Here is a 17,184-nt window from a genome sequence, read left to right as displayed (position 1 = left end):
AAAAAAAGCCGATGATTAATCGGCTTTCTTTTCTTTTTTTTCAAGTTCTTCCTCAAACATTTGTTTCCATTTGGTGAGGGTAGTTCTGCTTATTTTATACTTTTTAGACATATAACTAGTAGAATGCCCATGTTTCTTCTGATACTGAAGAAGTTTTAGCATGGTTTTCTTATCATAAGTCTTCAGTTTCTGATTGTTTTTCTGGCTTTCCTTTGAAGGTTTGAAGAGTCTGTCATTGAATTTCAGGACATCTTCTGTGGTTTCCAGTTTGCCAAGAAGTTCTTTGATTTTTGGATCTTTTAATTTATCCGGATACTCAAGTTTAAGCATATCCTGATAGATTTTTTTGTAATTGGGGCGCATTTTATCTCAGTTTATCCGTTCGTGTTATCACTTTTCTGAAGCCATCTGTGAAGAGTACTTTTAGGAATGGAATATTCCTTAATAACCTCACTTTGCGTCATCTCTCCAGAGATAATTCTTTTCATGATAAATTCTTTGATTTCCTGAGTGTAAATATTCTTTCTGAAATAAGGAATTTTATCAGACTTCTGCTGGTTCTTATTAATAGCAGCGGGAGGTGCATATAAAATCAGGTGCGAGCTATAAAGTCTGAAAAAATCGTATTCCAATAATTTACACCACCTTAGAAGAAGATCCGAATCCATAGATTTGCTATTGTACATTTTTTCCACAACATCTTCATCTTTGCCCAGAAACTTGCAGATCCTCTCCATTGTTATTTCATTTTCATCTACTTTTTCCTTAATAAACGTTCCAATATGGATCTCTTTGTATAACATTTTTAAAATATCTGTTAATTAAAATTCTACATAAGAAAGCTCGAATAGTTATATATCAAGTGTATCACAATCTGTTGTTCAAGATTCAGATAGGGAGATATAAAAGAAGTTGTAAAGAAAGAATCAGATAAATTAACAGAACTATGACTTTTCAAAAAATTAATCAGGGTAGGATTGCCTAATTTCTTAAAAAAATATAGTCGTTACCACTTGAATGTACCTTTAGGTGTATTTTTTATTTTCAATGGATTTATAACTCTTCTTCTTTTTCAAACCTCCTTTTTCTACCATTTTGTGTAAATAATATATAACCTATTAAAGATTTTTTATGCAATACTATTTATAAGCTTTACGTATTTAACGATTGTATGTATTCTGACAATCAGTTGTATGCCTTGAATATTTGTTTAGTACCGAATAATCTGCTTAATTGTTCTCAAATGTAAACAAAAATCATAAGAGATTCTCGTTAGAAGTTTAAAAAAGTGAATTTATAAGATAATTTTAATTAAAATTAACATATTATAGGAACTTATGTGTGAATTATTTTAATGATTAGAATTGTGTTGAAAAGTAGAAAATAAAAAATTGTATACCAGTAAGCAAGTATATACCTTTGCAGTTCAATGAAAAATACCATAAGCTTATTCGATTTTTCGAAAAAAATTAATTATAAAAATGAGTTATTGGCTGGCTTTACCGTTGCTATGACCATGATTCCTGAGTCTCTATCATTTGCAATTCTTGCCGGGCTGTCACCTCTTACAGGGCTGTATGCAGCTTGTATAATGGGTTTTGTAACAGCTGTTTTGGGAGGTCGCCCAGGAATGGTTTCCGGAGGAGCTGGAGCTACCATTGTTGTGTTGATTGCCTTAATACAATCTCACGGAATAGAATATCTTTTTGCAACCGTGGCACTGGCAGGAATACTTCAAATGCTTGTCGGGGTTTTCAAGCTCGGTAAGTTTGTACGGCTTATTCCTCAGCCTGTAATGTATGGCTTCCTGAACGGATTGGCAATCATTATTTTTATGGCACAGGTAGAACAATTTAAAACTACAGACAGCAATGGTATTGTAGGTTGGCTTCAGGGGGCACCTTTGTATATCATGGGAGGATTAACGGCTCTTACGATTGCTGTTGTTTACCTGTTCCCGAAAATTACAAAAGCTGTTCCTGCTTCTTTAGTGGCAATCATTGTCGTGTTTGCTGTCGTTCTTGGATTTAATATTCAAACGAAAACAGTAGCCGACATTGCTCATATCAGCGGAAATCTTCCAAGTTTTCATATCCCACAGATTCCTTTTACCGTGGAAACCTTACAGATTATTTTCCCTTATGCATTGATTATGGCAGGGGTAGGGCTAATTGAATCACTTCTGACTTTATCTATGGTTGATGAGATCACAAATTCCAAAGGAAATACAAATAAAGAATCTGTAGCTCAAGGGCTGGCAAATATTATAAACGGATTTTTCGGTGGAATGGGGGGGTGTGCAATGGTAGCACAAACATTGGTAAATCTTAATGCAGGTTCCAGAGCCAGATTATCAGGAATTATTGCATCCCTTATGATCCTTATGATTATTTTAATTGGTGCGCCCATCATAGAAAAAATTCCGATGGCGGCACTGGTAGGGGTGATGATGATGGTGGCAATCAGTACTTTTCAGTGGGTTTCCATCAGAATTGTGAATAAAATGCCTAAGTCTGATATATTCGTGGGGATTACAGTTGCTTTGATTACTGTGGTTCTTCACAATCTTGCTTTGGCTGTTTTGGTAGGAGTTATTATTTCTGCTTTAGTCTTTGCATGGGATAATGCTAAAAGGATACGTGCCAGAAAATATATTGATGAAAACGGAATCAGGCATTATGAAATATTGGGACCATTATTTTTCGGTTCTGCTACAGCTTTTGCAGATAAATTTGATCCTATGGATGACCCTGACGAGATCATTGTAGACTTTAAAGAAAGCCGCATTGTGGATATGAGTGCCATTGATGCTCTTGATAAACTGTCAAAGCGATACAAGCAGCAGGGAAAAACAGTATATCTCCGCCATCTCAGCGAAGACTGCCGTAAAATGCTGAAAAATGCTGAAGCCATTGTAGAAGTAAATATTCAGGAAGATCCAACATATAAAGTAATGCCGGAAAAATAGTTAAGGATTCAATATGTGAATTTTGCTTTGCAAGCGAAGTGAATTGAAGATTGACTATTCACAATAAAAATCTAAACTCCCGTAACAGGAAAAAGGGCTATAAGAAATTATAGTCCTTTTTTATTGTTTCTGCTATCAAATCATAAAATATCTTAAAACAGAGAATCGAAGTAATACTTTTATGATAAAAATTTTATCTTTGGGAAGAATAGAAATTAAACACTTGTTGATGATTCAAACATTTTAAATCTTTTTCAAGAAAGCTAAAGAAAACTTTTAACTAAAACATATTGAAAACAGATATCGACATCCATAACCACTGTCATTTTTCTTTTGATTTGTGGCTCACCTTAATAAAATCTCATCCCGAATTTAAAACAAAAAGAGTTGAGCTGTTCTCCTCGTTTTTTAATGTGGATGCTCCCATAGAAGTAGTTGCAAGAACCGTAAAATATTACGATGATCTTTGCAATACAATTAATGAAGTAACAGGAGGGAATATAGATACATTTGAAATTTATCTGATGATTTTAGGTGCGTTGAATGTAGATATAAAATTTTTAAACAAAGAAAAGCTTAATGAGTTTTATGTAAAAAGTGAAGAGCTGTTTCTGGAATATAAGCCTGTTATCATTTTTGAAAATATCCATAGCTTTTTTGATGAAATTAAAAATCAAGGGAAGACTATCAATATTCTGAGTAATACAGGATTCATCAAAGGAAAAACAATGAGAAAATTTCTGATTCATGAAAATTTGGATCAGTATATAGATTTTCACATTTATTCAGACGAAATCAACTGTTCGAAACCTAACCCTCTTATTTTTCAGGAAGTGAAGAATAATATCAAAGATCAGGAGCTTCCTATGCGTCAGATTCTGCATATCGGAGATAATCCTGTTGCAGATTACAAGGGAGCAAAAGACTTCGGTTTCAGCGCACACCTACTTAAACACTAAAGATAAACATGAACAAAAGATACAGCTTACACCACATTCATTCAGCGGATGAGTTTACTTTTTCACCTGCAGAATACAGCTATTTCAAATATGGCGATAAGTCGTATGCTGAAAAATTTGCAAAAGAATTATTCGATGGACTTATTTCTGAAAATGAACACCTTTTCAATACAGATAAAGAAATTGTAGTACTTCCAAGTCCTTATATGGCAATTCCTACAGCTTCAAACTTTCTGTGTTTTTTCTTTAAAAAGCATTTGGACTTCTATTTATTTCAAAAAGGAAAGAAATCTTCCATCCTATCAAAAATCAATAGAAATCATACCTATATAACAGATTATGGTAATCTTAGTTTCGAAGATCGCAAAAATCTGATTGCCAATGATACTTATTACATCGATAAAGATTTTTTAAGAGGAAAACTTTGTATTTTTATAGATGATATAAAAATTACGGGAAGTCATGAGTATACGGTAAACAAAATCCTTGATGAATATAAAGTAGAGGCAGATTTTATGTTCCTGTATTATGCAGAACTGATGAATTTTGACCTTGATCCTAAAATTGAAAACTTTTTCAATTACTATGCGGTGAAAAATGTAGAACATATTGCAGAAGTGATGAATAAGCAAAGCTTTGAGTTCAATACAAGGATTGTAAAATATATTTTAAGCTTGGAATCAAGTAATTTTGATTATCTTACGTCTAAAGTAAAAAAGGCACAGATGGATCTTCTGTTGGAGCTTGCCATCAGTAACAATTATCATTTAATAAAAGAATACGAAAACAACATCAATACTTTAACACAAACGGAATTATATTATGGCTATTAACTTACAAAAAGGACAAAGAGAAAATATTAACGCACCTAAATTTACTGTAGGTTTAGGATGGGATATCAATAATACTTCTACAGGAACAGCATTTGACCTTGACGCTTCTTTATTTTTATTGGGGGACGATAAAAAACTGGTTTCAGATAACCACTTTATTTTTTATAACAACCTTGAGTCTCCGGATCAAGCAGTAATCCATACAGGAGATAACCTTACAGGAGAAGGATCGGGTGATGATGAGCAGATCAAAATTGATCTTACAAAAATTGATGGTGCTGTAAAAGAAATTACTGTAGTCGTAACTATTCACGACGCAGATTCAAGAAAACAAAACTTTGGACAGGTAAGAAATTCTTTCATCAGAATTTTTAATACAGATACGAATGAAGAGATCTTAAAATATGAGCTAGACGAAGATTTCTCAATCGAAACAGCAGTAGAATTCGGAAGAATCTATAACAGAAACGGAGAATGGAAATTTGAGGCTGTAGGAGCAGGACAGAGAGACGGCCTTGAGAAATTTGTATCACTTTATCAGAAATAATTATGGATAATCAAGAAAATCAACCCATAGATCCACTAGGGTCAATTGAACCGCTTAAAACATTTGAACCCACACCAATGGCATCACCAGGTTTACCGGTTCAAAGCCAAAATGCAGCACCAGCAGTACTTGTAGACAGAGAAGGAAACGTAAACCTTACTCAGCTACAGTCTGAAGAACGTCAGAAATATGAAGTTCTTGCGAACTCTATTGATGAGGCAAATCCGGGATCTATTGTAAACTTCGGAGCAGAGCTTCAAAAGACATTAACCAATCAGAGTGATAGCTTCTTAGGAAATGTAAGAAGATCAAATTCAGGAGAAGTAGGAGGACTTATTAATGATTTACTAGTAGAATTAAACTATGTAGACGTTGAAGAACTTAACGGAAATAAAGTAAAAAGCTTCCTTAGCAAATTACCTTTCATGAAGAAAGTAATAACGCAGGTGGAGAATTTATTTACGAAATATGACAAGATCATTAATAATATTGAGCAGATCTCTTATAAGGTAAATGCAGGAATCATTACTTCTACAAAAGATAATGCTGTTCTTCAGACTATTTTTGAAAGCAATGTAAACTCTATCAAGCAAATTGAAGAACTTGTAATTGCTGGAAATATCAGAATGGAAAGAGCTGGAGGAGAACTTGCTCAAATGGAAGCTAATCCTCAGAATTTCCAGGATTATCAGATTGCAGATAAAAGAGACTTTATTGCAAGGCTAGACAGAAGAATGGCTGATCTTAAAGTAGTGCGTGTTATCATGATGCAGTCTCTTCCACAGATCAGATTGGTACAGAATAACAACGTTTCTATTGCAGAAAAAGCACAGACTATTCTTACCACTACACTTCCTGTATGGAAAAATCAACTTTCACTTGCTGTTGCCATGTACAGACAGCAGCAGAATATTGAGATCCAGCAGAAAGTATCTGCTACTACAGAGGAAATTTTAAGAAAGAATGCAGAACGTCTTGGTCAGAACTCTATCAATGTAGCGAGAGCTAATGAGCAGACTATCGTATCTGTAGAAACATTAAGAGAAACAACTTCAATGTTGATCAATACCTTGAATGAGGTGAAACAGATCCAGAAAACAGGAGCTGAGAACAGAAGAAAACTTGATCAGGATCTTCAGACATTGGAACATGAACTGAAAGCAAATGTCAGAGGTTAATTTATAGGATACTACGGTGGGGGAAGATGCAGCAATTATATTGTCACAAAGCAAAAGGAGGTTAACCAGACTTAAGCTCCTTGCTAATTTTTTTGAACATATTGACATAATATCCATTTACATCAAAACAGATATTATCCACAATCTGTTCCAGGAAAATACGGCTTTAGATTATAATAAATTAGAACTTTTCCATCTGCAGTATACGGACAGTCTCATAGAACTGCTTACTAAAATTAAAAGGCAGAAAGAAAATGAAATGCTGACTGTCATCAATGAAATTGACATCAACAAAAAATATATTTCAGGTTTTGAAGAAAGACGAATAGACAGTTTTCAGACGGACAGGAAAATGTACAGCGGTGTTTTTTCTCAACATTTAAAAACCCTGTATAAAGATCTTACAGAAGATATTTATACAGCCAATTGGGAGAATGTGTTATACTTTCATAAAAAATATGCACAGGAATTTTATCGATCAGAAGCAGATGAATCACTGTTGAAGGTTGAATCTTTTCCTGCATATCAGTACAGGGATTATTCCATTGAAAGAAAACTCTTAGGAAGACTTAATATCCAGGGATTTAAAGTTCGCTTTGTCTGTGGCTACATTATCGGAACCCATGAATATGAACTTTTTAAGATCTTTCAGTCTGATGATTATTTTATTTTCAGTGTAGATGATAAAAAGCTTTATCTTTTTGACAAAGAACTTGATAAACTTGATATTTCTGAAAACCAATCCAATCAGAGTACCATCATTGATCAGCTGAAAAGTAAAAATGAACTGCTTGAAAACAGTATGAATGAAAGAAAACGGAATTTACCTCCTGAGGTAGAAGGTGTCTTGAAGGATTATATTAAAAACCTCGAAAATATTGATATTATGAGCAAAATATTTGACTTTGATGAAGAAACAAATATTCTGCGCGCAATGCTTAATTTGAATTTGAATAATAACTAAAAGGCAGGATAGCTGAAAGCAAACCGCAAATTCGCCTTTTACCCATTTTGCAATTTGGCTTTTTCGCCCTTTTGCTAAAATATAAATAACAACTAAACATAAAAAGATGGCTATCAACTTACAAAAAGGTCAGAGAATTAACCTTAAAAAAGAAAACGGAGCTGAACTTTCCCAAGCTTGTGTAGGAATCAACTGGGGAGCAATTGAAAAAAAAGGTCTTTTTGGAACTAAAAAAGAAGCAGTAGACTTAGACGGAAGCTGTATTTTATATGATTCAAACAAAAACGTTACTGAAGTAATCTATTTCGGAAACCTGAAATCAAGAAACGGATCTGTAAGACACAGTGGAGATGATCTTACAGGAGATATAAATGGAGATGACGGATTGGATAATGAAGTGATTACTGTAGATTTCAGTCAACTTGAACCTAATGTGGACCATGTTGCAATGGTATTGAACAGCTACAGAGGTCAGGATTTCGGAACTATTCCTTTCGCTTCTATCCGTATCTACGAAGGAACGCCAACCAATGTGAAAGAGGTTTTTGCTAAATATGACATCGCAAATGATGTTTCTTTCAAAGGACATGTTGCTATGGTATTAGGGGTTTTCTACAGAAGAAACGGGGAGTGGAAATTCAATGCTATCGGGGATCCTACAGCAGACAGAAAACTGGAGCAAACGATTCAGACGGTACAGATGAATTATTTATAATCATTTATAAATCAAAAGATAAATAAAATAGCAATATTTGTACTTTGTACATCTATTGCTTTTATCATATAATAACATATACTCAAGTGGAACATCAAAGTATTTTAGATCTGCACCCTGGTTTGGTGTGGGGATTTGCGGTAACGGTAGTTATCATGCTACTCCTGGACTTAGGAGTTTTCAATAAAAAAAGTCACGAAGTATCTTCCAAAGAAGCTACCATCTGGTCTATCGTATGGATCTCGCTGTCTATGATATTTTCAGGAGTGGTGTATTGGGTTTTCAATACAGACGGAACCCCTGAAAGTCATGCGCTGGCTGTAGAGAAATTTACCCAGTATCAGGCGGCATACTGGATTGAGAAAGCGCTTTCTGTTGATAACTTATTCGTATTTATTCTTGTTTTTGGATTCTTCAAAGTTCCAAAGTTCCTTCATCATAAAGTCCTTTTTTGGGGGATTATTGGTGCATTGATCTTCAGGGCGATCTTCATCTTTGCAGGAGTAGGGCTTATCAATCTTACTTATCTTCCGGAAATGAATATTTTTGGTGAAGCTGTAAAAATCAACGTTGTAATGACTCTATTTGGACTATTCCTTGTTTATGCAGGAATCAAATCATGGGGTGACGGAGGCGATGATGAGGACGAAGATTACAGTAATACTGCAGGAGCAAGACTGATCAAAAGTTTCTGGAAAGTTTCCGATAATTATGATGGTGATAAATTCTTCACTATTCAGAACGGAATCAAAATGGCAACTCCACTTTTAGTGGTGGTGGGTGTTATTGAATTTACAGACGTTCTTTTTGCTGTAGACTCCATTCCGGCGATCTTTGCAATTTCAAATGACCCGTTTATCCTTTATACATCGAACATCTTTGCAATTTTAGGATTAAGATCATTATATTTCCTGTTGGCGAACTTTATTCATATGTTCAGCAAGCTTCCTTATGGATTGGCAATTATCCTTTCATTCATTGGGGTAAAAATGCTTATTGCACCTTGGATTCATATTTCGTCTCCTATTTCATTGGGAATTGTAGGTGGAGTACTGGTAATATCAGTTCTTTTATCTATTATTTTCCCTGATAAAGAAGAGGATAAAGAAAAACTAGAAGAGTAATCTTACTTATATCATACAAATAAATGCCCTAAGGATTCATCTTTAGGGCTTTTTTGTTGCAGATTTAAAAAATTACAAACAAAATAGACAAACTTGTCTGTCCATTTTGTTTTTTAGTATTACCTTTGAATTACAAAATATAAAGAATATGAGATCTCCAAGAGAAAGAATTGTAGAAACAACCTTTGAATTATTTACAAAACAAGGATATAACTCTACCGGAATTAATCAAATTATTGCAGATGCAGGAGTAGCAAAGGCAAGTTTCTATCTTCATTTTAAATCCAAGGAAGATCTATGTGTAGAATTCCTCAATGTAAGACATCAATATTGGTTTAATGAGCTTCATACATTTTCATTACCGTCAAAAGGTCTTTATTCAAAAATAATCAGTGCATTTGACTTCTTGATTTATATGAATGAAAAAGAGCATTTCAGAGGTTGCAGTTTCCTTAATATTTTATCAGAAATTCCTGTGGATAATATTAAAATTTTAAGTGTTATTCAGTCTCATAAAGCAGATCTGAGAAACTACTTTTTAGAAATATTGAAAGATGATGTTCTTTCTGATCATATCTACATGCTTTTCGAAAGTAGTATTATAGAAAGCCAGCTTTTCAAATCAAATGAACTGATAGAAAAAACAAAAAAAATAGTAACATATTTAATAGCTTAAAGAATGGAACAAAAACATCCGCTACCTCCTTTCACCCTTGAAACGGCAAAGGAGAAAATTCAAATGGCAGAAGATGCATGGAACAGTCAGGATCCTGAAAAAGTTTCCAAAGCATATACTATCGACAGTGAATGGAGAAACAGAGACACATTTATCAATGGAAGAGAACAGATTGTAAGTTTTCTTCAGAAAAAATGGAACAAAGAACTTCATTATAAACTGAAGAAAGAATACTGGGCACATACAGACAATAGAATTGCTGTCCGTTTTGAATATGAATATCAGACAAAAAAAGGGAACTGGTTCAGAGCCTATGGAAATGAAAACTGGGAATTTGATGAAAACGGATTAATGGCTAAAAGATATGCCAGTATCAATGATCTTCCTATCAAAGAAGAAGACAGAAAGTTTAAATAAAAAGAGAGACCATAGGTAAAAACCGAGGTTTTTTCTTGCAACGAATGCACGAATGATTTTATTAGTTCATTCGCTGCGATTAAAAATTTTTCTCATCTGCATAATCAGCAAAATCTGCGATAGTTTAGATCCTCCATTTGCTTATGGGATAAAAAGTATCTAACTATATTTTTACACGTAAATAAAATTATTCGTGAATTCGTGGCGATTTTTAATCTCAGAATTGGTGTCTACAGCTCACTTTTCTTTCCATGCAAAAGCGTATTGATCTTTCTCCTCGTCTGCACAGACACTTTATAAGCTTCATCACGCAGCTTCTGTATCTTCCCAACAGGCTGGAAAATTGCTTTACTCTCAAAAGGATTAAAAGAAAGAAGTTCATTACAGGATTCACGAGGATTCAATAAAGAATTCTTATCTATTTTTACCTCACCGATTTTAATGAAAGGAGAGTTTTTCCATTCTACATTCAGATTATTGATAGGCTGGTCTTTCAGATCATAACAAAGCTGAATCAAAACATCAGCCGTAAAATCATTTCTCTGAAGATAACTTCTTAAGGCTTTTCTTGTATTTTGTTTCTTTCCGATATTCTTATTGACGGATTTTGGACTTAGCTTTATCTTTATCATATGATCTCCCAATCGAAAAGCGCCTACAGAATGATAATCAAAAGAAAGGATGAAGTCATTTCTTTTACCAATCAATTTTAAAATATTCCTGATAAAAGATCCTGTGAAAACCGAAGGGAGAAGTTTCGTCATTTGAGTGATGATAGAAAATAAATTTCGCCACCCTTGAAGATAAAAACGATTGATCGCAGTGAATAATTTCAAAAATGTAGAAACAGAATTCACTGGAAATAAAGGAAAATTTACCAATGGATAATTGGACAGCAGATTATTATTTTCATCTCGGATTTGTACCGCAAAACCATAGGCAGGAATATCCTTTTTGGAGTTTTTAATTTTCAGTTGTGCGTTTGAGAATCTTATGATAAGATCAAATTTTTCTTTATCAAAAAATGGCTTCAGGGCTTCAGGAATTACTGGATCTATCCAAAACGTTCCCTTTGCCACAGCATAGGTTTTTGCGTGGGCATTTCTGGTTGCATAATTGACATCACTTATAGAGGAAGATTGCTCAACGAAATCGGCAATAGATTTTTTGTTGATTTCAAGAAGCTGTTTTTCCTCTTCATTAAGCTCATCAAACTTCTTATTATATTTTAGTGGATTTGGCATTTAGTTTTTAAATTCAATTATAACGCCAAGTTTTTAAATCTGTGTTAAGGGATTATTACAATTTTTTGAACTTTTTTGAATATATTATTGAAAGTAACAATATTATATTCAAGATAAAGTATCTGTTTGATGAAAAAAATATTTAAGTATTTGATGTCTAGTTTTTTAAACTCATACGTCGATGAAGAACTTCTCCAACTTTAAAAAGCATTATCTTTGTAAAAAATTATAATATGGGAGTAGCAGATATGTTATTTAAACGTAAAAAAGAATTAGCAGAAAAGAACCTTAAGGATGGTAAGGAATATATGGAAGAGTATGGTAAAAGAGAAAGCGTAGTGCAATTACCAAGCGGCTTACAATATGAAATTATCACTGAGGGTGAGGGAGCGAAGCCAGGACCTAAATCTACAGTAAAATGCCATTATCATGGAACTACTATTTCTGGAAAAGTATTTGATAGCTCTGTAAAAAGAGGTACTCCTGCATCTTTTCCTTTAAACAGAGTGATTTCAGGATGGACAGAAGCTCTTCAGTTAATGCCTGTAGGAAGTAAATGGAGATTGATTATCCCTCCTCACTTAGCTTACGGAGACCAGGAGATCAGCAAGGAAATCGGACCAAACAGTACCCTTGTTTTCGAAGTGGAATTATTGGATATTAAATAATCCTGCTTAAAAATAGATTAAAAATTTACCTGATTTCAGGTAAATTTTTTTATTTGTATTATATTCGTACTGATGAATTATATTGAAACTGATTGATGATTTCTGACAAATGATTCAGCTATTGTATAAAAATTGGTTTAAATGAAAAAGCTCTTTTACCTTTTTATCGTTTTCAGTCTGCTTACTTCATGTGTTTCCAAAAAGAATCAGTTGATCCAGCAGAACATACTTACTTTGAAAGACAGCTATTGTAAGGCTCCTTTCAAATATAATTACAGTAATAAAGTTCCTTCTTACAATTCAGATTCTATTCTGGCAGCCAATAAAGAGCTGAAAGAAATGTTTTCTGATCAGAGTATTTTAATCCTTAATGCATTGGATAATCTGGATGAGGTTCACGAGATCATTGATCTTAAAAAAGATTCTTCATTAGCTTCCCAGGTTAAAGTTTTACAGTTAAAAACCAAAATCAACAGTAAAATTACGATTGCACTCACAGAGTTGGATGCTGTGGCAGCAGAATTCGATTGTGAAGGAGAAAGAGTGGCACAGATAGGAAATTATGTGGATAACCTGAATTCTTCCAGAAATAATAAACTTATTCTATATTCTATCATTACAGGAGCAGCAGCATCAATTGCCGGGGGAATTGTTGGAGATCAGGGTTGGAGTAACGCCATTGATATCGGAGGAGGGGTTCTTGGAGCAGGATTTGGTTTGGCAACACTTAACCCTAAAGGAAAGAAAGTAGAATTTATTCATCAACGAAATCTTTTAAGAGACATCTGGAGAGAGAAACTGGAGTCTCCAAACTTTCCACCCTTCATTTGGTATATGTATACGGAGAAGAAGTTTTCCAATAGAGAAGAACGTTCTATTATCGGGAATATGAAAGAAAGATGGCTTCATTACCAATTCGATGACGATAAAGGAGCCGCAGATCAGTCCGTAATTTTCAGTGATGGTGGGTTTTACAGGGCAGATGATCTTCATAACCGTGCAGCAATGCTTAATCAGATGCAGTCCGCAACAAGAACGATCAATCAAAACATCAATTATTTACTGCTGGATTTGGACAAATTAATCCTTTAAGAAAAATTTAACTGTAATATATTTTGTTACAATTAAAATTTGTCTATCTTTGCAATGTAATTACAATGAACAATACAAGATTTGCTACGGCAGTACATATAATGACCTTATTGTCAAAAAGCCCTCAGGAGTGGTTAACCTCTGATTGGGTTGCGGGTAGTATTAATGTAAATCCTGTGATTGTAAGAAAAGAAATAAGCGTATTAAGAGAAGCTGGTTTGATTATAAGCAGACAAGGGAAAGAAGGAGGAAGTCAGCTTGCAAAAGATGCTAATACAATTACGATTTCAGAAATTTATAAGGCTGTAAAAAACACAGAAGTCTTAGGAAAGAAAAATCAGAATCCTAATCCGGCTTGTAGCGTAGGGAAAGAAATCAATGTTCATTTGAATACATTATTTGAAGAAACAGATCAGTTGGTTATTAATTTTTTAGGAGATAAATCTTTGCAGGAATTCGCAGATCAGTTCGAATAAAATTTTTTTAACTATAAATGTAACAAAATTTATTACAATTAATTAAAATAAAAATATTATGAAAAAAGTAGCAGTAATCGGTGCAACAGGATTTGTAGGATCACACATCGTAACAGAATTAGCAGACAGAGGATATGCAGTAGAAGCATTAGTAAGAGATGCGTCGAAGGTAAAAACACAAGAAAATGTAACCGCTAAAAGCGTAGATGTAAACAATGTAACAGAATTAGCAGAAGTTTTGAAAGGAACTGATGCCGTAATCAGTGCTTTCAATGCAGGATGGACAAATCCTAATCTTTACAATGACTTTTTAAACGGTTCTGAGAACATCGAGAAAGCTGTGGTAGAATCAGGAGTAAAAAGACTGATCGTAGTAGGAGGAGCAGGAAGCCTTTACACACCGGATAATGTACAGATCGTAGATACACCGGATTTCCCTGATGCTTACAAACCGGGAGCAACCGCTGCAAGAGACTATTTGAACAAGATCAAAGAAAATAATACTTTGGATTGGACATTCTTCAGCCCTGCAGTAGAGATGAATCAGGCAAACGTAGGAGCAAGAACAGGAAAATACAGAACTTCATTAGAAACTCCTGTATTTGATGAAAACGGAAGAAGCCGCCTTTCTGTAGAAGATGTAGCGGTAGCTTTAGTAGATGAATTGGAGCAGAACAATCATATCCGTGAACGTTTTACAGCAGCTTACTAATTAAATTAAAAGAACAAAAATGTTAAAAAGAAAATTATTATCCCTGATCGCCATTTTAGGTTTCATAAGCATATTTGCCGGAAATCTGAAAGTAAAAGTGTATAACCCCGGAACCAAGGCTATTTTTCCAATTACTTCTACCATTATTTATGGTGATAAAGACGCAATACTTATTGATGCTCAGTTTCAAAAGCAGTATGCAGAACAATTGGTAAAAGAAATCAAATCAACAGGAAAGAATTTAAAAACAGTTTTCATATCCCACAGTGATCCTGATTTTTATTTTGGACTGGATGTGATTAAAAAAGCATTTCCAAATGTGAAAATTATTTCCACAGCACAGACAGCTTATCTTATTTCCGCTTCAAAAGATGATAAACTGGCAGTTTGGGCACCCCAATTGAAAGCTGATGCTCCTTCAGAAATATTTGTTCCGGAAGCAGTAACTTCTGTTCCTGATCTGGAAGGAAATAAAATTGAGATTAAACAAAATCCTGAAGACTCCGCTCACAGCTTTCTTTGGATTCCGTCTATCAAAACTATTGCAGGAGGTATTTCTGTTTCTGTAGATTCACACCTTTGGATGGCAGATACACAGAATGTAAAGGCTATTGATCAATGGATAGGACAAATAGATGCAATGAAGTCTCTGAAGCCTGAACAGGTAGTGGCTTCACATTTTGCCAAATTATCTTTATCACCAACGTCCCTTGATTTTGTTAAAGGATATCTGGAAAACTATAAAAAAGCAGTTACTGAGAATAAAACTACCCCTGCGATTGTAGACTTTATGGTTAAAAAATATCCGAATCTTCCCGGAAAAGATGAATTGGAAATGGGAGTAAAAGTTTTTCTTGGAGAAATGGCTTGGGATTTAAAATCACCTTATCCGGCTATCGGACAGAAAGTGGAAGTAGATTTTGGAGCTGTAAAATTCCTTCTGGATTTTAAGAATAATAAAACAATGACCTTTACCGGAACTGCCGGAAGTTCAAAAGGCAGCACTGATACGGTAGAATATACAGCCTTAGAAGTTGCAAAAAATGTTTTTATGGTATATTGGAACGAACCTCATTTAGGTTTCAATGTAACACACATTCAGGATTATAATAAAAATATAGTCTATTCTAATATTGCAGGAAAAGACGGTACATTCACCCACCCGAAAGGAACTCTTAAGATTGTAAAATAAAAAAACAGCTGCCAAAGGCAGCCGTTTTTGTGTTGTACTATGTACTACAAGAATTAATCATAAAGATATTTTCAAAGCTTCATGCAATTAGCATGTTGATTAATTCTTAGCTTCCTTGTAATTAATGAAAGGATAATAAAAACTTTGCGTTGAAATAATCTCCCACAGATTTCACAGATTACGCAGATCGATCAATGCAATCACCACGTTTGTGATATTTGTGAAATCATTAGTGTTCTTTGTGTTTAAAAAGAAACAGAAAAGCTGCCTCATCTGAGACAGCTTTCTTTTATAGATTCATAAACAACCTTGGATTTACCGGAGTATTGTTTTTGTGTACTTCATAATGAAGGTGAGGACCTGTAGAACGTCCGGAGTTTCCTGACTTGGCAATCACCTGACCTACTTTTACTTTCTCATTTACTTTAGAAACAAGCTGAGATAAATGTCCGTAAAGAGTAGCAAGACCATTTCCATGGGAAACAATCACGCAATTTCCATATCCTCCTTTTTGTCCTGAGAAAATAACGGTTCCAGCCGCTGCAGCTCTTACGTCAGACCCAAAAGCAACCGCAATATCCAATCCTTTATGGAATTGCATCTGATCAGCTTCTGCAGGTGGATTATTTCTTTCAACAGGAGCTTTAGATGATGTAGCAACAGTTTTTGTGGATGTTGAAGTAGCCGTTGGTGCTGTTGCAGCGGGAGTAGCTTTTGGAGTTACCATTACTTTTACTTCTCTTTTATTTCCGTAGCTGTCAGTTAATTCAACTATTTTCTCTACCGGTTCGGCTTTTACTTCCGGTTTTGGAGCAGCTGCTACAGCTTTTGTTTCGGGCGCAGAGCTAGTTTTTACCGAAGCAAAAACTGTTTTGAACGGGATAGGGTTTTTTCGGATTCCGAAATTAGATGAGATATAACCGTCTGTAGGCATTCCCAATGGAACCTGCATCAGTTTTTTCTGTAAATCCATCAGATACTGGCTGTATCGATTGGCTTGTTTAGATAAATAAATAGAATTGGCAATACTGTCCTGATCAAGCATCATTAGCTTTTCATTAGAAATGTCTTTGGACTTCAGGAAAGAGTTCAGTTGAGTAACAGTCTGATCTACCAAAGTAAGATCTGTTTTCATTTTCAGATAATCTACACTGTCTTTTTCAGTGTTTATTTTTACAAGGTTTACTGCATAGGTCTTGTCATCCTTTTCTGAAAAGAGCTTTGCAATAAAGATACCTTGTGCAAAAACTACTAATAAAAGTCCTCCCAGGAGAATATTTACGTTCTTCTTGCTGTTTAGAAATTTTTTCATATTTCCTCTCTTAGAATATTAAAACGGTTTTTTTAAGACTGCAAATTTAATTAAAAATAAGTTTTGATAGTTATCTTTATTTAAAATTCAGTTTTTTCTGTATCTAA

At 34.3% G+C, this 17,184-nt stretch carries 19 protein-coding genes; 15 read left to right on the top strand and 4 right to left on the bottom strand.

Annotation, left to right across the window (positions count from 1 at the left end; genetic code table 11):
* Positions 1-15: 15 nt before the first annotated feature.
* Together BW983_RS16365 and BW983_RS16360 are read right to left on the bottom strand one after the other, a co-directional pair.
* Positions 16-363: a hypothetical protein gene (locus BW983_RS16365; protein ID WP_076552985.1), complete on the bottom strand. Its 348-nt coding sequence runs from the start codon at positions 361-363 to the stop codon at positions 16-18.
* Positions 364-374: 11 nt separating this feature from the next.
* Positions 375-803, bottom strand: a complete 429-nt coding sequence (locus BW983_RS16360) for a transposase (RefSeq protein WP_076552984.1) — start codon at positions 801-803, stop codon at positions 375-377.
* A 626-nt stretch (positions 804-1,429) separates the two neighbouring features.
* Here BW983_RS16360 and BW983_RS16355 point away from each other — a divergent pair.
* From BW983_RS16355 to BW983_RS16310, 10 genes are all read left to right on the top strand, one after another.
* Positions 1,430-2,968, top strand: coding sequence for a SulP family inorganic anion transporter (locus tag BW983_RS16355; RefSeq protein ID WP_076552983.1), 1,539 nt, complete (start codon positions 1,430-1,432; stop codon positions 2,966-2,968).
* A gap of 290 nt (positions 2,969-3,258) precedes the next feature.
* Positions 3,259-3,927 carry an HAD family hydrolase gene (locus BW983_RS16350; RefSeq protein WP_076552982.1) on the top strand — a complete coding sequence of 223 codons (669 nt, stop codon included), beginning with the start codon at positions 3,259-3,261 and terminating at the stop codon, positions 3,925-3,927.
* A gap of 8 nt (positions 3,928-3,935) precedes the next feature.
* Positions 3,936-4,760: a phosphoribosyltransferase family protein gene (locus BW983_RS16345; RefSeq protein WP_076552981.1), complete on the top strand. Its 825-nt coding sequence runs from the start codon at positions 3,936-3,938 to the stop codon at positions 4,758-4,760.
* Positions 4,750-5,307, top strand: coding sequence for a TerD family protein (locus BW983_RS16340; protein WP_076552980.1), 558 nt, complete (start codon positions 4,750-4,752; stop codon positions 5,305-5,307). Before BW983_RS16345 ends, BW983_RS16340 begins: the two co-directional genes overlap by 11 nt.
* 2 nt (positions 5,308-5,309) lie before the next feature.
* Entirely contained in the window at positions 5,310-6,485 is a 1,176-nt protein-coding gene (locus BW983_RS16335) for a toxic anion resistance protein (protein WP_185116872.1), read from the top strand.
* A gap of 40 nt (positions 6,486-6,525) precedes the next feature.
* A complete protein-coding gene (locus BW983_RS16330; RefSeq protein WP_167370002.1) occupies positions 6,526-7,449 on the top strand; it encodes a hypothetical protein in 924 nt (307 codons plus the stop codon).
* A gap of 106 nt (positions 7,450-7,555) precedes the next feature.
* Complete coding sequence (locus BW983_RS16325; protein ID WP_065396583.1) at positions 7,556-8,164, top strand: TerD family protein; 609 nt, start codon at positions 7,556-7,558, stop codon at positions 8,162-8,164.
* Between the two features lie 86 nt (positions 8,165-8,250).
* Positions 8,251-9,288 carry a TerC/Alx family metal homeostasis membrane protein gene (locus BW983_RS16320; protein ID WP_076552978.1) on the top strand — a complete coding sequence of 346 codons (1,038 nt, stop codon included), beginning with the start codon at positions 8,251-8,253 and terminating at the stop codon, positions 9,286-9,288.
* Positions 9,289-9,436: 148 nt separating this feature from the next.
* Positions 9,437-9,964: a TetR/AcrR family transcriptional regulator gene (locus BW983_RS16315; RefSeq protein ID WP_076552977.1), complete on the top strand. Its 528-nt coding sequence runs from the start codon at positions 9,437-9,439 to the stop codon at positions 9,962-9,964.
* 3 nt (positions 9,965-9,967) lie between these two features.
* Positions 9,968-10,381, top strand: a complete 414-nt coding sequence (locus tag BW983_RS16310; protein ID WP_076552976.1) for a nuclear transport factor 2 family protein — start codon at positions 9,968-9,970, stop codon at positions 10,379-10,381.
* A gap of 230 nt (positions 10,382-10,611) precedes the next feature.
* On the opposite strand, the gene BW983_RS16305 is transcribed toward BW983_RS16310, so the two are convergent.
* A complete protein-coding gene (locus BW983_RS16305; protein ID WP_076552975.1) occupies positions 10,612-11,625 on the bottom strand; it encodes a catalase family protein in 1,014 nt (337 codons plus the stop codon).
* A 233-nt stretch (positions 11,626-11,858) separates the two neighbouring features.
* Between BW983_RS16305 and BW983_RS16300 the strand changes: the two genes are divergently transcribed.
* The 5 genes from BW983_RS16300 (at position 11,859) to BW983_RS16280 (ending at position 15,765) form a co-directional block, all read left to right on the top strand.
* Positions 11,859-12,293, top strand: a complete 435-nt coding sequence (locus BW983_RS16300; RefSeq protein WP_076552974.1) for an FKBP-type peptidyl-prolyl cis-trans isomerase — start codon at positions 11,859-11,861, stop codon at positions 12,291-12,293.
* A 141-nt stretch (positions 12,294-12,434) separates the two neighbouring features.
* Entirely contained in the window at positions 12,435-13,385 is a 951-nt protein-coding gene (locus BW983_RS16295) for a hypothetical protein (RefSeq protein WP_076552973.1), read from the top strand.
* Positions 13,386-13,450: 65 nt separating this feature from the next.
* Positions 13,451-13,861: an Rrf2 family transcriptional regulator gene (locus tag BW983_RS16290; protein ID WP_076552972.1), complete on the top strand. Its 411-nt coding sequence runs from the start codon at positions 13,451-13,453 to the stop codon at positions 13,859-13,861.
* 58 nt (positions 13,862-13,919) lie between these two features.
* Entirely contained in the window at positions 13,920-14,573 is a 654-nt protein-coding gene (locus tag BW983_RS16285; RefSeq protein WP_076552971.1) for an NAD(P)-dependent oxidoreductase, read from the top strand.
* Positions 14,574-14,592: 19 nt separating this feature from the next.
* A complete protein-coding gene (locus BW983_RS16280) occupies positions 14,593-15,765 on the top strand; it encodes an MBL fold metallo-hydrolase (protein ID WP_076552970.1) in 1,173 nt (390 codons plus the stop codon).
* A gap of 289 nt (positions 15,766-16,054) precedes the next feature.
* Here the strand turns inward: BW983_RS16280 and BW983_RS16275 are convergent, their stop codons facing one another.
* Complete coding sequence (locus tag BW983_RS16275; protein WP_084184546.1) at positions 16,055-17,077, bottom strand: M23 family metallopeptidase; 1,023 nt, start codon at positions 17,075-17,077, stop codon at positions 16,055-16,057.
* Between the last annotated feature and the right edge of the window lie 107 nt (positions 17,078-17,184).

This window comes from Chryseobacterium ureilyticum (genome assembly GCF_900156735.1).
GTDB lineage: Bacteria > Bacteroidota > Bacteroidia > Flavobacteriales > Weeksellaceae > Chryseobacterium > Chryseobacterium ureilyticum.
This window is presented reverse-complemented; position numbering and strand designations above follow the sequence as displayed.

What these genes read in the sequence shown, in the direction of transcription:
- BW983_RS16365 (WP_076552985.1), bottom strand. Translation starts at nt 363, where the DNA reads ATGCGCCCCAATTACAAAAAAATCTATCAGGATATGCTTAAACTTGAG.
- BW983_RS16360 (WP_076552984.1), bottom strand. Translation starts at nt 803, where the DNA reads ATGTTATACAAAGAGATCCATATTGGAACGTTTATTAAGGAAAAAGTA.
- BW983_RS16355 (WP_076552983.1), top strand. Translation starts at nt 1,430, where the DNA reads ATGAAAAATACCATAAGCTTATTCGATTTTTCGAAAAAAATTAATTAT.
- BW983_RS16345 (WP_076552981.1), top strand. Translation starts at nt 3,936, where the DNA reads ATGAACAAAAGATACAGCTTACACCACATTCATTCAGCGGATGAGTTT.
- BW983_RS16340 (WP_076552980.1), top strand. Translation starts at nt 4,750, where the DNA reads ATGGCTATTAACTTACAAAAAGGACAAAGAGAAAATATTAACGCACCT.
- BW983_RS16335 (WP_185116872.1), top strand. Translation starts at nt 5,310, where the DNA reads ATGGATAATCAAGAAAATCAACCCATAGATCCACTAGGGTCAATTGAA.
- BW983_RS16325 (WP_065396583.1), top strand. Translation starts at nt 7,556, where the DNA reads ATGGCTATCAACTTACAAAAAGGTCAGAGAATTAACCTTAAAAAAGAA.
- BW983_RS16315 (WP_076552977.1), top strand. Translation starts at nt 9,437, where the DNA reads ATGAGATCTCCAAGAGAAAGAATTGTAGAAACAACCTTTGAATTATTT.
- BW983_RS16310 (WP_076552976.1), top strand. Translation starts at nt 9,968, where the DNA reads ATGGAACAAAAACATCCGCTACCTCCTTTCACCCTTGAAACGGCAAAG.
- BW983_RS16305 (WP_076552975.1), bottom strand. Translation starts at nt 11,625, where the DNA reads ATGCCAAATCCACTAAAATATAATAAGAAGTTTGATGAGCTTAATGAA.
- BW983_RS16300 (WP_076552974.1), top strand. Translation starts at nt 11,859, where the DNA reads ATGGGAGTAGCAGATATGTTATTTAAACGTAAAAAAGAATTAGCAGAA.
- BW983_RS16295 (WP_076552973.1), top strand. Translation starts at nt 12,435, where the DNA reads ATGAAAAAGCTCTTTTACCTTTTTATCGTTTTCAGTCTGCTTACTTCA.
- BW983_RS16290 (WP_076552972.1), top strand. Translation starts at nt 13,451, where the DNA reads ATGAACAATACAAGATTTGCTACGGCAGTACATATAATGACCTTATTG.
- BW983_RS16285 (WP_076552971.1), top strand. Translation starts at nt 13,920, where the DNA reads ATGAAAAAAGTAGCAGTAATCGGTGCAACAGGATTTGTAGGATCACAC.
- BW983_RS16280 (WP_076552970.1), top strand. Translation starts at nt 14,593, where the DNA reads ATGTTAAAAAGAAAATTATTATCCCTGATCGCCATTTTAGGTTTCATA.
- BW983_RS16275 (WP_084184546.1), bottom strand. Translation starts at nt 17,077, where the DNA reads ATGAAAAAATTTCTAAACAGCAAGAAGAACGTAAATATTCTCCTGGGA.